Here is a 14,339-nt window from a genome sequence, read left to right as displayed (position 1 = left end):
CGAAATTCAGAGAATTCAGTTCATGTTCCCGATGACTCCCATCGCGGCAGCGCTTGCCTTGTTGTTTTGTGCCGGCGCGCTCGCGGCCGGCACCACCGACGGCACGACACCTCGTAGTTTGTTATCCCAGGCAAAGGGTTTGCCGGCGGACTTTGAAGAGCACTTTTTCGATGTGCCACTGGCGGTCAGGGTTGAACTGGATAGAGAGTTTGTCTCCGAGGCAATGATTGTCTTGTCCCGTGATGACCGCCTGACATTGCTCGACTTTACCGACCACGACGGCAGCGTGATCCAGGATGAAGAGCGCGACCGTTGGGCCGAATACCTAAAACAGGGCGTGGCCCTGGGCACATGTGAAAGCGCCTGCCCCGAAAGGCTCATGGCCGTGCATTACAACCTGGAAAACTCCACGGTTTCCCTGCTCACCGAAAACGTCGAGCGCGACGACAAGGCGCAGCGTTATTACTTCCTGCCTGCCGGTGGCAGCACCGGTCTGATCGTACGCAACCAGTTGAATCTCACCGGTGGCCAGGACCAGGACGTCGGCGGCCGCTTCGGCATCGACGCCAGCAGCAGCCTGGGCTTGTGGAGCCAGACCCTGAACATGCAGTTTTCACGACTGAGCGGGCCGGATGACAAAGACCTCAACCATGCCGTTTATTCGCTTTATACCCAGCGCGAGCTGGAAGGCCGTTTCTTTCGCTTGGGCTACTTCACCCCCAATGCCGAAGGGCTGACGCGCCAGTTGCGTACCTTCGGCGCCAGCCCGGATACAGCCATCGGCGTGATGTACGGCAGCTCCGACAGCTTGATGATCAATAATGCCAAGCCCGCCGTGTTCCCGATCTACGTCACCGCCAGCCGCCAGGCTTCGGTGGAGATTTACCGCAATGGCCTGTTGCTCAATACCCAGGCCGTTGGCAGCGGCCTGCAAAGCCTGGATACCCGGTCATTGCCTGGCGGCATCTATGAAGTGGAGGTGCGATTGGTAGAGGACGGCCAGATCACCAGCACCACCCAGGAATTGGTGTACAAGCCCAACAACTGGAGCAACCACGAAGAGCGCTGGCGCTACAATTTGTTCGCCGGCCAGGAAAGCAAGCTGCTGAGTAACTTCGACGAGCAGACCAGCGGCAGCGCCACCGCCGGTGTGTCCGTCAACTACCTGGCCCACCCGCGCGTGGTGCTGGGCGTGTCCGGACGCCAGGTCAAGGACAACATGCAGTTAGGTACTTCGGTGGACTGGACGGTCGCCGACCAGGCCAACCTGTATGCCAACATTTACCGGACCGAAAAGTATGGCACCGGCCTGGACCTTAACGGCCTGTACAACTACGGTGCCGGCAGCGTGGTGTTCAACCACACCCGTAGTTGGCTCGACACCCGCAACACCTACGAGACCCTGCCCGATGGCACGCGCATCCGCCAGCGTGATGTCTTCGTCGGCCAGACCAGCAACTCGTCGCTGTCCGTCAACCACCGCCTGAGTAACCTGCGCTCGATCAATGGCCGTCTCTCGTACAGCGAAGGCAATGTCGAGGGCGTCGGCCTGGACTTGGGCTGGACCGAGCGTACGCGTCTGTTCGACAACGATGCCCATTGGCGCTTGTCGGTGTTCGACCGACCAGCCACCGCCAGTACCGGCGACCAGCGCAATCGCGGGGTCGACCTGAGCGTCAGCCTGGCCCTCGGCGCGCCGGGCGAGCAGTGGTCCGCCAGCATCGGCACGCGCACCGCCCGCGATGGCTCGCGCGACAATAATGCCTCGCTGACCTACCGCAAAGACTTGCAGGACCACGTGCTGCAGAGCGTCTCCGCCACTGCGACGACCGATACCTACGGCGTCGGTCTGTCCGGCATGGCCAGCTTCGAGAATGACTTCGTTCGGGGCGACGGCTTCGTCCAGCGCTCTTCATTCAACGATGAGCTCAGCGGCGGCCTGAACCTGGACAGCACCTTTGCCGTGGGGCAACGCCAGATGGTGCTTACCAGCCAGTACCACGGCGGTGGCTCCGGGCTGATCGTCGACGTAGAGACCGACCTCGACGACATCGCCCTGCGGGCCGACGACATGAGCGGCGGCAGCGTGGCCCTGCGCCCTGGGCGCAACTTCATTCCGATCACCGCCTACAAGGGCAGCTCGGTAGCGTTCGACTTCGAAGGCAATCACGCGCCGTCGGCCGCTATCCAGCCACCCCGCACCCGCTATCACTTGAACAAGGGCGGCGTGGAGTATCGCAAGATCAGCGTAATGCAGACCGTGACGGTGCTGGGGCGCATGGTCGACTCCCAAGGCAAGCCGCTCAAGGGCCTGCACATCATCAATCACGCCACGCGCGGGGTGAGTGAGGTCGACGGCTTCTTCTCGCTGGAAATGAACGCCAGCTCGCCCACCCTCGAAGTTCGCCGCGATAACCAATTGCTGTGCCAGTTCCGACTCGATCCGTCCAAGGCGCGCATTGAGAGCAACGTCCTGATGATCGGCGACCTGCGTTGCACGCCGGATACCTTGGCTGACTCAAGCTTTAACACTGGAACGGCGGGGTGATGAGGGTGAAGCTATTGAACGCATCGACGTTGTTGAGGTTTGCGCTGAAAGCCGTGCTGTTAGGCGGGGCCGGTGCACTGCCCGCCATGGCGGCCGAGTTGGATATACGCGCAGAGTTCCGGCCGGACCCCGCACAGCCTCATTTGAACAAGTTTGAAAACAAGACGCCCAACAGTGGTTACTGTGGGAGTTATCCAAGTCAATGCGAGCCCTATGGGCAATTCAGTCTGCAGGCCCCTATACAATTTTATTCCAGCCAACCCATTACGGCATTCCACACTGATCCAAGGCAAGGTGCGATGTTCGGTGTTCCCTCTGAATGGCGGGAGCTCACTGTCGTGCATCGCCAGACCCAGGAGCAGGAAACGGTAAAAGTGCGAGTGGCAGGGTTAGGTTCGCGATATGTGACACACAATCCGATCGAACTGGTGGGGGGAGGTGTAACCGGGACTCGTGCGCATCAACTTTTATGGACCGGGTCGAGTTGGGTCAACGCACCAACGCCCTGCAGAGGTACCGGTTACGGTTTGTTGACCGTGACCTGGTATCAATTTTTCTGGAGAACCCCCACGACCGGGGACGGTGTGTGCGCCAAGCAGGCGCGCTTCGATATTCCTTGGCTACGTTACGAATACCTGGATTTTTCCTACGAGCTGATCACGCCTAACCCGTTGGGAATGTCTTCCGGCGAGTACACCGGTACTTATCATTACACCGTCGGTCCCGGCCAGGACTTTGATATGGGCGACGTGATGATTCCCAGCGACTCGATGTTGTCACTGAACTTTACTCTTTCGGTAGAACATGACCTCAAAGTCGAAGTCCCCCCCGGCGGCAACCGCATTGAACTGGTGCCCCAGGGCGGCTGGCAAGCCTGGTTGAACCAGGGCCGCAAACCGGCGCGGCTGTTTCGTGACCAGACCTTCACGATTTCGGCCTCATCGCGTTTCAAGATGCAGTTGGAATGCGAGCGCGTGATGGGCGACACCTGCGCGCTGCGCAACGCCGCCGGCCACCAGGTGCCGCTCAACCTCAGCGTCAGCCTGCCCAACGGCCTCAACCGTCCCGATGGCTCCGCCGTCAGTCGCCAGCCCTTGCTGCTCAGCGGCGCCGGCACCGAGCAGTTCGACCCTCGGTACTACGTGAACCGTCGTCCTGGAACCCTGCATTTCGAAGTCGCCAGGGAACACACCGAGACCATGCTGGCTCAGGGCGGCAGCACCTATTCGGGGCAGGCCACGGTGATCTGGGATTCAGAGCTTTGACACGTATGTGGAGCAATCACGTGAACGTATCGCAATCGATAGAGCAATGTCTGGGAGCAGGCGCCTGCCTGCTGTTGGCATTGCTGGCAATGCCGGCATCGGGCGTGGATATGCCCATTGAGGCAGAGTTCAAGCCGGACCCTGCCAACCCTCACTTGAACAAGTTTGAAAACAAGACACCCAACAGTGGTTACTGCGCATCGTATCCGACGCAATGCCAGAGTCTTGGGATATTCAGCTTGCGGGCGCCCATTCGGTTTGATTCCAGCCAACCCATCGCGGCGCTCCATACCGATCCCCGGCAAGGTGCCATGTTCGACGCCCCGACTGAATGGAGGGAGCTCACTGTCGTGCATCGCCAGACGCAGGAGCAGGAAACGGTAAAGATACGCATGGCAGGCTTCGGCTCGTCATATGTGACGGAAAACGTGATTGATCTGGTAGGTGGCGGTGTCCCCGCTGCCGGGGCACACGGGCTCTTATGGACTGGCGGGGGCTGGCTCAGAAGCGCGCCTCCCTGCACGGGGTCGGGGCTCGCGGCGTATACAGATACCTATTACACTTTTTTCTGGAGAACGCCTGTAGAAGGGGTCTGTGCCAAGCCGGCCCGTTTCGATATTCCCTGGCTGCGTTACAACTACCTGGACTTTACCTACGAGTTGATCACGCCTAATCCGCTGGGCATGTCGTCTGGGGAATACGAGGGGACTTATCAGTACACCCTAGGGCCGCATCAGGATTTCGATATGGGCGATGTAATGCTGCCCAACGACTCGCTGCTCACGCTGAACTTCACGCTGAGGGTTGAACATGACCTCAAAGTCGAAGTCCCCCCCGGCGGTAATCGCATTGAACTGGTGCCCCAGGGCGGCTGGCAAGCCTGGCTGAACCAGGGCCGCAAACCGGCGCGGTTGTTCCGCGACCAGACCTTCACGATCTCGGCCTCATCGCGTTTCAAGATGCAGTTGGAATGCGAGCGCGTGATGGGCGACACCTGCGCGCTGCGCAACGCCGCCGGCCACCAGGTGCCGCTCAACCTCAGCGTCAGCCTGCCCAACGGCCTCAACCGTCCCGATGGCTCCGCCGTCAGTCGCCAGCCCTTGCTGCTCAGCGGCGCCGGCACCGAGCAGTTCGACCCTCGGTACTACGTGAACCGTCGTCCTGGAACCCTGCATTTCGAAGTCGCCAGGGAACACGTCGAGGCCATGCTCACCCAGGGCGGCAGCACCTATTCCGGGCAGGCCACGGTGATTTGGGATTCGGATTTGTAATGGCGTACCGCGTCTTATTGGAGAGAGTCATGTGGATCAGATATCTATTGGTGCTGGGCGCATTGTGCGGTTTTCCGCTGTGCGCGAACGCTGGCCCCAGCCTCAACGTCGGGGTGTTCTACGACTACCTGGACGGCGATAAAAGTACCTACCTCAAACGGGTCTATAACGCCGGCGACAGTACCGCCTTCGTGCGTATTCAAGTGTTGGAAATTCTCTACAACGCCGACGGCTCATCCGAAGAGGTGGAGCTCAAGCCCGGCGCAGACCCCAGCGTACGGGAGGGGCTGATGGCCAGCCCGTCACGCCTGATTGTGCCGGCCGATGGCGTCCAGAGCACCCGCTTGCTGTACCTCGGCGAGCGGGAAAAAGAGCGTTATTTCCGCGTGCGCTTCGTACCGGTAATGCCCGAGAAGGACGACGAGTTCGCCCTCCCGGAGGAAGAACGCGAAGCCTACAAAGGCGCCTTGTCGGCCGGGGTTACGGTGCTGGCGGGGTACGGCACGGTGTTTTTCGTGCGGCCCAAGGCCGCTTGGTTCGAAACCGGCGTGGACGACAGCGCCGGCCGTTATCAGTTGAACAACGCCGGCAACAGCGTGGTGGTGGTCGATGAGTTCAAGGACTGTTCCGCCGCCGACCCAACGGACTGCCAGCCCACTACCAAGAACCACATTTTGCCGGGCCGTGCGTTCGGCTTTGATAAGCAGGCGGGGCGGGTGTACCGCTTCAGCCTGATCGAAGGCAGCGAGAAAAAAACCTATGAGGTCAAAGGCTGATGGTCAGTGAAAAAATCCAACCCGAGTGGCCCCGGCCAGCGTATGACGCGCTGTACAAAATCCTGATGGGCCTGGTGTTGCTGGTGGGCGTATTGCTCAGCACCCCGGCGCAGGCGATTCGCGAAGTCGAGGTGTTCGACGTTTCGGTGACCATTCCTACCCAGGACTTCTACGTGTTGCCGGTGGACCCAGGGTTCCTGGAGCGTGAGCAGCAGATGGTCTGGGAGCTGGTGCCGGGGCGCCTGCGGCCGCTGCGCGAACACTTCGACGTGAAAAGCTCGGCGGGCGGCATCAATGCACGCCTGGGCGCGTTGCCCACGCTGTTCAATGGAGGGCGTACCTACATCGACCTCAGCGTGACCTTCAACGGCCAGGTGCTGGGCCTGGACGACAGGTTGGTGGTGTCCCATGACGAGGCGCGGCTGGGCAAGCGTGTCCTGCTGGACATCTCGGCGGTGCAGCCGGCGGACGGTTTTACCCCGGGTGAGTACTACGGCAGCGTCGAGCTGCTGTTCGATGCGGTGCGGCCGTGATGGTTTTCCAAGGAGTCATTATGAAACGTGTATGTGCGGGCCTGGCTTTATTGCTGTGTTCCCTGGGCGCTCAGGCGGGGCCGAACATCAGCGTCGGCGATTTCTACGACTATTTGCCGGGCGACAAAGGCACTTATCTGAAGCGGATATACAACGGCGGCACTTCCACTGCCTTCGTCAAGGTCAACATCAGCGAAATGCTCTACAAGCCCAACGGCACCTACGATGAAGTGCCACTGGAGGTCGGCCCGGACGGCCGTACGCGCAATGGCCTGATCGCCAGCCCCGCGCGCCTGATCGTGCCGGCTGATGGCATGCAAAGTACGCGGTTTGTGTTCATCGGCGACCGTCAGCGCGAACGCTACTTCCGCGTGCGCTACCTGCCGGTTGCGCCGGAGAAAGGCGACGAGTTTGGTGTGAGTGAGGAGGAACGCAAAGCTTATGTAGAAACCGTAGTGGGCGGTGTCCAGGTAATGGCTGGGTATGGCACGGTATTCTTTGTGCGGCCCGATAACAGCCGCTTCGATACGCGCATCGAAAACGGCGGGCAGCGCTATACGTTGCGCAACGCCGGGAACACCGTGGTGATGGTGGATGAGTTCAAGGATTGCTCGGTGGCCAAGCGCACGTCGTGCGCGCCGACCACCAAGAACCATATCTTTCCGGGGCGTACTTTCAGCTTCGAAAAACAGGCCGGGCGCACGTACCGTTTTTATTTGGTCGAAGGCGACAGCCAAAGGCTTGTGGAGGTGAACGGCTAAACGGCGCACAGCACGGGTATCTACATTTCTGCGGTGAAAATAAGCGATTCTTTTGTGGTGAGCGGGCTTGCCCTGCGCTGGGTCAGCTAAACCACTTCGCCTCAAATGGGGCTGCTTCGCAGCCCAACGCGGGACAAGCCCGCTCACCACAGCAAGCCCGTTCACTACAAGAACCTCATTTTCTCAGGCTATGTTTTCACCGAAGACATGCAGCCACCAACCCTAACCACGATGCGAAGCGAGCCGCTCTTGCTCTCGCTTTTGACCTCAGGCGCCCCGTTAACCACGCTGGCCGGAATTCGGCATTGATTTGGGGGGTAAACCGGCAGGGATGCCGGTTTAGCCGCCCCGCGCCATGGATGGCGCGTGGCGGCGGCCCCCCAAATCAATGTCGGATTCCGGGCACACCGAGCCTGAGCGAGGTGCCGAGTGGTGGGGCGAAGCGTTTTTGGTTACTTTTGGCGCTCTTCCAAAAGTGACCCGCCGTAAGGGCGGAACCCATAGCCGCCATGACCGCAGCAACGGATATGTACTCGGTCTGACCCAACATCCTGGTCGGCTGTCAGGCCGCCATCGGGGGCAAGCCCCCTCCCACAGTTAGATTCCTCTGGGTCAGAGAGGGATCACCACTCGCTACATCCAAACACCTAACTCAGCAACACCGCGCCATCCGGCGACTCGGTGCATTTGGCCCCGATAGCCATAGATATCTACACACGTTTCAAAGGTTGAAATAACTCTGTGGTGAGCGGGCTTGTCCCGCGTTGGGCTGCGAAGCAGCCCCATTTGAGGCGAAGTGGTTTAGCTGACACACCGAGGTGCCTGGGTTTGGGGCCGCTTCGCAGCCCAGCGCAGGGCAAGCCTGCTCACCACAGCGTGGTGTGGCAGCCTGTGCGGTTTATGTAGATATTGACGGCCACCGCGGGCAAGCCTTTGTGAAGATACCTATGCCGGTCAAATCATGTCGGCCAGGGCTTGGCGCGTCAGTTGCCGGCCCAGTTCGATGTAATCACGCTGGATATGGGTGTAGAGCCGCAGCACGGTGTCGTCCGCCAGTGGTTGGTCGCTCAGCGCCTCGTCCTGTGCGATCTCCAAAGCGTCCGCCAGTGCGACAAGTTGCTCGCGCAGGCGGGCTTTGCGCTCAGTCGATACGGACGCGTCGGCCCATTGCTTTTGCAGGTCCAGCAAGTCTTCCAGTTGGCTGCCTGCCTGGTTGCGAGCCTCGCGTCGAGTGTTGAACGCTTCCAGATACGTGTCCTGTAAATAATCGCTCCAGAACGGCTGTTTCAGCATGCCGTCGACCAGGCCGTCGCCTTCTTCGGCCGCGGCAATCTTGATGGCCGCGTCGTCGAGGTGTGTCTGCGTGACCCTGGCGGTGTTGCGGTACACCATATGTTCGGATAACCACGGCAGGTCGAGGCGCGTCTTGAGCCCGGTCTGGTAGGCCAGGTGCACCTGCACATCGTCGACCTCGTTGGCACCGCTGCCAAAGGCCAACCCCAGTCCGCCCTTGCTGACGGGTTTGACACGGTACTCGATTTCCTTGCCGGCCAGACGGTTGACCTCATCCAGTCGCCAGGACTGCATGGCCAGGTGTGCCAGGCGGCTTTCCCGGGTGGCCAACCCTGGCGCGCTGTTGTCTCGGTGTATCTCTTCCAGCAGGGTCTCGACGCCCATGCGATTGAACGTATACGCGCCGGCGTCGGCGCAATTGTCCGGCACGCCGGCCAGGCTGAACATCCGTTCACGGAATTGTGGGTTCTCATCCATCGCGAAGAGCATCTGCCAGACTCGGATGGAAAGGTCCGAGCGGCCCGCCTCATAGAGCTGTGCATCGAGTTCGGTCTGGAACTGTTCGGGCGGTTGCAACAGCCTGAGCACGTCGAAGAAGCCTTGGGAGCCGTGTTCCCGTTCGAGGTCATCCCATACTTTTCTGGCGACGGCGAGCGATTCGCCCTCCAGGCCCGCGACCCAATACTGGCTGGCAGCCCTGCCGCCGCGCGGAACGGTGCGGTAAGGGTCGATACCGAAGCCTCGGCGATAGCTGACGAACCGGTCTTCATCAAGGCGTTCAAGCTTTGTGCGGTCCAACCAACTGCTGGCCACGATCCGGGCGCCCACCGAATCCAGTGCGAACTCGGGAACAGTCGTGATCGCGGTGTTGCTCAGGTCCAGTTCCGGGATATCGAGCCTGGGGCTTTCCAGCCCGTTCGGCCATTGCCTGATGCGGGTTCGGCGCAGCACCAGCTGGCGCAGGTCCCTCATGTGGCTGATGTCCGGCGCAATTTCCAGTTGGGTATTGCCTTCCAGGTTCAATGACCGAAGGTGTGGACATTGTGCAAGGATCGCGTAGTCGGAGGGGCGCCAGGCGATGGGGTTCTCGCTCAGGTTCAGCGCGCGCAGGTTATTCATCTTCGGCAGTTGGGGCGGTAGGGCGCTGAGGTTATTGTGTGATAGGTCCACGGCCCGCAGGTTGGGGAAGTTTTCCAGGAAGGTACTGTCCCCGTCCCCCAGCCTCGTGCCGCTGAGATTCAAGCGGGTGACATGGCTGAAATCAGCCGCCAGCGGCTCCAGGCGCCGTATGTAACGGCCCAGTACCAGTTCGCTCAGGTCCAGCAGGGTGCCGCGAGCTCTCGGTTGCGCAGGGAGCATGCGCAGATAGGCGCCGTCTTCCCAGTTGCTTCGCAATTCAATGATGATTTTGGCTCGCATGAGCCGTTCATCAAGCGTAAGGAGGCCTTCTGCTCGCACGAGTGTGGGGTGGCTGTTGCGGAACTTTTCCAGTTCTTTAAGCAGCTTCGTGTGGTCAGCTTCCAGCGCGTTGAGCAGTTCTTCGCCTTGCGATGTGTTCAGCGATGCCGTCACCTGTTGTATCTGTTCCTCGCTCAGGCGAGGGCACAATCGGGTCAAGGTCTGTTTAACCGTCGGGCGTTGCCTGGGCGGGTCATCCCGAAGCCAGCGGCGGAAGGTTTTGAACAGGGGTCTTTGCAACAAGGTTTGCACTGTACGCTCGTCGACCCGGCGTCGCGTCGCCGCTTGCAGCACGGTGCGCCGTTCAACCGGTGGCTCCAGTTTCTCCTTCAACCACGCCTTGAAGATCGCGCCCTGGCCAGGTCGGTAGTCGAGCGCGTCCGGCGGGACGGCACGCAGCACCGCCTCATAAAAGCTGTACTGCGCCTGGGGCGCCGGTTGCCGTGGCTCATGAATCTGATATCGGCCCTGTCCCTTGTACAACAGAATGCTCTGACTGCCGGCCTCGGCCGGCCCCAACTGGCAACGCAAGGCGCCGTTGGCGGTCTGCTCGTGGATGGCAATGGTCAGGTCGCCCAGCGCATCGGTATGCAGGCGCAGGATATTGAGGGCCATGCGCTCGGTATCCGGTGTCAGCCAGGCGTCGTTGTAGAACCCTTCACTGGCGTGGCTGGCCCGAACTTCGTTGGCCAGTGCCCGGCCAAGGTTTTTCAGGCGCAGGGGGATGCGTTGCTCGCTGCTCATCACCGCCAGCTCTCGGGGCGAGACTCGCAGCAGCAGGCTGGCCGCCAGGTCTTTGGGCAGTTGCGGGAACTGTTGCTGGAGCAGTTGGCCCTGAACGGTGTCGAGTACCTCACCGGTGCTGTAGAGGTGGTTGAAGATGACGATGTTCTCCTGCTCCAACTTATCGGCCAGATAGTTGCGCAAGGCCTGGGTTCGTTCTGCCGAGGATTCAGCCAAGGCGCCCGGAAGCAAGGCGCGAAATTGCGCTTCGCTTAAAAAGCCGCTTAGCTGCTCGGGTAGCTGGTTCGCTTCGACGGCCTGGTGACTGATCCTCAGGGTGTTGGCCTCGGTCGCGTCGATGGCGCCGTAGGTCATGGAATAGCCGCTCAAATCACTGTTCGTGAACACCTTGATGGCCTTGCCCGCCGGCCAGCCCGGCAGCTCACTGGTGACCTGCACCGACCAGTTGGTGGGCAGTTCGATGGCGGCCCCGGCGCGGATTTTTTCCGGCCCAAGCTGGACTTCATCACGCAGCTTCAAACGCTTGAGGCTATCGGCCAACAGGGGCGGCACGCTGTCGCGATTGGCGTACATCATGCGCAACGCGCCGTCGTGGGTGCCGCTGATCTCGCAGGCGAGTTCGCGTTGAGCGGGGGTGAGCCCCTCGACCAACGGTCCCAGGCGGCTTTGGAGTGTCTCGCTGCCCCAGTTGTCCGGGGCTTCGCCTTCATGCACCCAGGCGCCACTGGCATGGCGTTCGATCAAGGGGGCATAAGCACCGGGCCGGCTCGGGTGTTTGACCCGGTGGAGGTTGCTCTGCGCGTCGTGCTCGACGATCAAGTGCTGGTCGTCAAGACGCAGCACCTTTTCCCCTTGGTGCTCATACAGGCCTGATGCATCGGGTTGACTGCCTTCCGGCACACTCAAGTCTTTGCGCGCATAAGGTGTCAGGTCCGGGTTCCACAGGCGCGGTTGGTCGTTCACTGTGACCGCCTTGAGGCTGTCGACAAACGTGGACGGTTTGAACAGCACCTCCTTGGCCAGCACCCCGCCGGTGCCCAGAATGGCCAGTTGCATCACGTCGGTGATCACGCTGATAACGTGCTGGGCCGCTTCGTCAGCCTGGCCCTCGCTTAGCTCGACGATACTCTCCATCACGTCGTCGGTCAGTTGGTACAAGGTGTACGCCAGCATCAGTTCGCCCAGCAACGGCACGAACGGGGTCACCACCAATAGCGCCATGTTCAACAGGCTTGACGCGATCTTCAGGGTGTTGTCCCACCACCTGCGACGCTCATTGTCATCCGCCTGGGCCGTGGAGACGGCAAGGCTGCGCGCGTCGTTGAGGATCTTGTTGAAGCTGGCCTGGTACAGCTGCCGCCACAGGTCACCGGTTATCGGGGTTACGTCGAATTGCAGCAAAGGTTTGCTCACCGGGTCTTCGCACCAGGCGGGGGCCGGGTCCAGCGGGCCGCGTTCATGCCATTGCACGTGGTACAAACGCTCGGCCAGCGTGGCGAAAAACAGGCCGCGCCGTGAGTGGGGCACGAACTGGCTGAAAAACTGCTGATAGGTGTGTTGCGGCACGTGTTTGCTGGACGCCAGTGCCGCGTTGAGTTGCAGGCGCCGCGACAGTTCCAGCGCGAACTCGGCGGTTGAAGCGTATTGCTTGAGCGGGCTGACCGGGTCATGGGGTATGTAGGCGATGACCTTGGCGATGTGGCTGGCTTTCTCAAGATCACTGGTGATCAACAGGATTCCGGTGAGCGGCGTGTCGAGAATATTCAGTTGGTAGAAGGTGGCGCGTTTTTCCGTGCCATCGAGCACACCCATTACGACCGCATGGCCGGACGCGTCCAGGTCATTTTTCATCAGGGCCACTTGGGCGGCAGCCTTGAGCGCGGCTTTCTGACTGGCGATAACGTGCAGTTGCAGATACGCCTGGGCTACCGGTTCAGACGGTAGCAGGCTTTCGTTGAGATGGCGTTGATAGCGCGCTCCAAGGTCCAAGCCGCGACACAACTGCTTGAACTGCTCAAGGCTCATCGTGCGCTCCAGGCGCAGGATGTTGAAGTGGCCGCGATAGTCGGGCCGGGTGATGTAGCAGGAGTACCGTTCGAACCTTTCGTGACGGGCAAAGTTATGCAGCGCAGCGTCGAGTAAGGACACGTCCCTGGACGTGACGCCATTGGATAGCGCCAAGGCATACCAGGGCAGCTGCTTGGGCGTGTAAATATGCAGATAGGTGTTTTTGACATCAAGGTCCAGGCCGTACTGGTCCTTGATCGCCCGTGTGAGTAACGGCTCGGCGAAAGCATAAACGTCCTGCACGTGACGCAGTTTCTGGTCCACCTTGTTTTGCGCGGCCCAGGCCTGGCCGTTGAGCGCATTGAGGGTGGCTTGCTGTTGCAGGCTGGCGTTCACATGCCAGTTGGGTCGATGCAGGGCCAGGTCGTTGAGCGGGTAGACCCTCTCCAGATCGGCATTGGCGAGCCAGTCTGGGGTCTTGGTTTTGATCAACTGATAGTGCGGGCCTTTGTCATCGGCGGCCGCCGCTGGAAGGGGGGCGGCGAGAGGGTGAAGCGTGCTTGAGTCAGCCATGGGGTCAGCTCGTCGGTGGGTTAAGCCGTGAGCCTATTCCGGTGAAATTGGAATCTGCCTTAAATAAATCAACTATTTAAAAACGTATGGTTAGTGAAGAATAAATAACTACGTTTTGGATGTCTTGAAATGTGGCTTTATGCATCGGCGGGTAGTTCTTCGCGGTAGTGTGAGGGGGACGGTTGATAAATAAAACAAAGTTTGTACGATGGCGTTTGTTAAAGAATGTTCAGCTTTTACTAAGAAACCCTGCAGCAAGCTGCAGGGCAATAGGCTGATTTTGATTCAAGCTTGTCTAATAAGCCGGTTTTTTGTGTTTGGATATTCTTATGCCTCGTCGAGGGGGGCTAGCTTTCCCGTGCTATACGGCGCTTTTCAATTTCATTATAAATTATGTCGTAACGGCGATTTTCTACGTCAGTATAAATTGCGTCGTAGAAATTCTGATCTTTACAATACATATTGATCGTCGCAAGCCTTGTCGTGCCAGACTCCACGAAGGATACATTTTGCTTTGTAACAGATGGGTAGTAGTGTAATTTCATTCTTCTGAAAAATTCTTCTGGTGATAGCGGCTCTCCAGAAGTAGCGCCGCCAGGGACAATAATAAAATCCCAATCAAATGTTACAGCTTGGTAGTTTTCTGGGGTCACCATATAACTAGCGTGAAATGTTCCATGAATGTATTCGTCACTATATAAAACGGTAACGTCTTTGATCATTTTTCGTAGATCATCCGCTTGGTACGTCCAAACTACTCCTACTTCTTGATAATACTGAGCGTCAGCTGGGGGGAATACCGGCGTGCCTAAATTCCAATAGCCGAAGAGGTGTTTACCGCCGCATTTTTCGCATAAGCAACGTTTTGGGTGCCATTGAGTGGGGAGGCCGTCCCTTTTTTCTCGTACTGAAGTCCCCCCCGCTCCTGAACCCTCGGCGTAATCTTGAGAATTCCAAAAGTGAGCACCAGTTATAGGGCCTGGAAGTATCACGCCCAGTGTATGCGCTGTGGGTTTGTAGCTAATCATTTCAACACTCCTTATTAATTTAACAGTGGGAGTTGTTAGGGTGGCAGGATGGTTTTATATGGCTACTGTTAAACTTGACAGT

General features: G+C 59.4%; 8 protein-coding genes. 6 read left to right on the top strand and 2 right to left on the bottom strand.

Going from position 1 to position 14,339, the window contains the following annotated elements; genetic code table 11:
- Positions 1-22 precede the first annotated feature (22 nt).
- Genes OSC50_RS18870 through OSC50_RS18845 form a run of 6 tightly spaced genes read left to right on the top strand, consistent with a single transcriptional unit; the run spans position 23 to position 7,154 of the window.
- The gene (locus tag OSC50_RS18870) at positions 23-2,548 is read left to right on the top strand and encodes a CS1-pili formation C-terminal domain-containing protein (protein ID WP_181081870.1); all 2,526 of its coding nucleotides are present in this window, start codon (positions 23-25) and stop codon (positions 2,546-2,548) included.
- A complete protein-coding gene (locus tag OSC50_RS26265; RefSeq protein ID WP_434085155.1) occupies positions 2,548-3,813 on the top strand; it encodes a hypothetical protein in 1,266 nt (421 codons plus the stop codon). Before OSC50_RS18870 ends, OSC50_RS26265 begins: the two co-directional genes overlap by 1 nt.
- A 5-nt stretch (positions 3,814-3,818) precedes the next feature.
- Complete coding sequence (locus OSC50_RS18860) at positions 3,819-5,084, top strand: hypothetical protein (RefSeq protein ID WP_409567476.1); 1,266 nt, start codon at positions 3,819-3,821, stop codon at positions 5,082-5,084.
- A 35-nt stretch (positions 5,085-5,119) separates the two neighbouring features.
- Positions 5,120-5,860, top strand: a complete 741-nt coding sequence (locus OSC50_RS18855) for a molecular chaperone (RefSeq protein ID WP_414704470.1) — start codon at positions 5,120-5,122, stop codon at positions 5,858-5,860.
- Positions 5,860-6,393, top strand: coding sequence for a fimbrial protein (locus OSC50_RS18850; RefSeq protein WP_253510673.1), 534 nt, complete (start codon positions 5,860-5,862; stop codon positions 6,391-6,393). Before OSC50_RS18855 ends, OSC50_RS18850 begins: the two co-directional genes overlap by 1 nt.
- Positions 6,394-6,413: 20 nt before the next feature.
- The gene (locus tag OSC50_RS18845; protein WP_181081874.1) at positions 6,414-7,154 is read left to right on the top strand and encodes a molecular chaperone; all 741 of its coding nucleotides are present in this window, start codon (positions 6,414-6,416) and stop codon (positions 7,152-7,154) included.
- A gap of 954 nt (positions 7,155-8,108) precedes the next feature.
- On the opposite strand, the gene OSC50_RS18840 is transcribed toward OSC50_RS18845, so the two are convergent.
- Together OSC50_RS18840 and OSC50_RS18835 are read right to left on the bottom strand one after the other, a co-directional pair.
- Positions 8,109-13,229: an NEL-type E3 ubiquitin ligase domain-containing protein gene (locus OSC50_RS18840; RefSeq protein ID WP_266248101.1), complete on the bottom strand. Its 5,121-nt coding sequence runs from the start codon at positions 13,227-13,229 to the stop codon at positions 8,109-8,111.
- A 347-nt stretch (positions 13,230-13,576) separates the two neighbouring features.
- Positions 13,577-14,257 carry a hypothetical protein gene (locus OSC50_RS18835; RefSeq protein WP_253510677.1) on the bottom strand — a complete coding sequence of 227 codons (681 nt, stop codon included), beginning with the start codon at positions 14,255-14,257 and terminating at the stop codon, positions 13,577-13,579.
- Positions 14,258-14,339: the final 82 nt, after the last annotated feature.

Source organism: Pseudomonas quebecensis, assembly GCF_026410085.1.
Classification (GTDB): Bacteria; Pseudomonadota; Gammaproteobacteria; order Pseudomonadales; family Pseudomonadaceae; genus Aquipseudomonas; species Aquipseudomonas quebecensis.
The sequence above is the reverse complement of the archived record's forward strand: the minus strand, read 5'-3'. Positions and strand labels throughout refer to the sequence as shown.

Excerpts from the sequence above, each read along its gene's own strand:
- OSC50_RS26265 (WP_434085155.1), top strand. The coding sequence starts at position 2,548 with ATGAGGGTGAAGCTATTGAACGCATCGACGTTGTTGAGGTTTGCGCTG.
- OSC50_RS18870 (WP_181081870.1), top strand. The coding sequence starts at position 23 with ATGTTCCCGATGACTCCCATCGCGGCAGCGCTTGCCTTGTTGTTTTGT.
- OSC50_RS18850 (WP_253510673.1), top strand. The coding sequence starts at position 5,860 with ATGGTCAGTGAAAAAATCCAACCCGAGTGGCCCCGGCCAGCGTATGAC.
- OSC50_RS18860 (WP_409567476.1), top strand. The coding sequence starts at position 3,819 with ATGTGGAGCAATCACGTGAACGTATCGCAATCGATAGAGCAATGTCTG.
- OSC50_RS18835 (WP_253510677.1), bottom strand. The coding sequence starts at position 14,257 with ATGATTAGCTACAAACCCACAGCGCATACACTGGGCGTGATACTTCCA.
- OSC50_RS18845 (WP_181081874.1), top strand. The coding sequence starts at position 6,414 with ATGAAACGTGTATGTGCGGGCCTGGCTTTATTGCTGTGTTCCCTGGGC.
- OSC50_RS18840 (WP_266248101.1), bottom strand. The coding sequence starts at position 13,229 with ATGGCTGACTCAAGCACGCTTCACCCTCTCGCCGCCCCCCTTCCAGCG.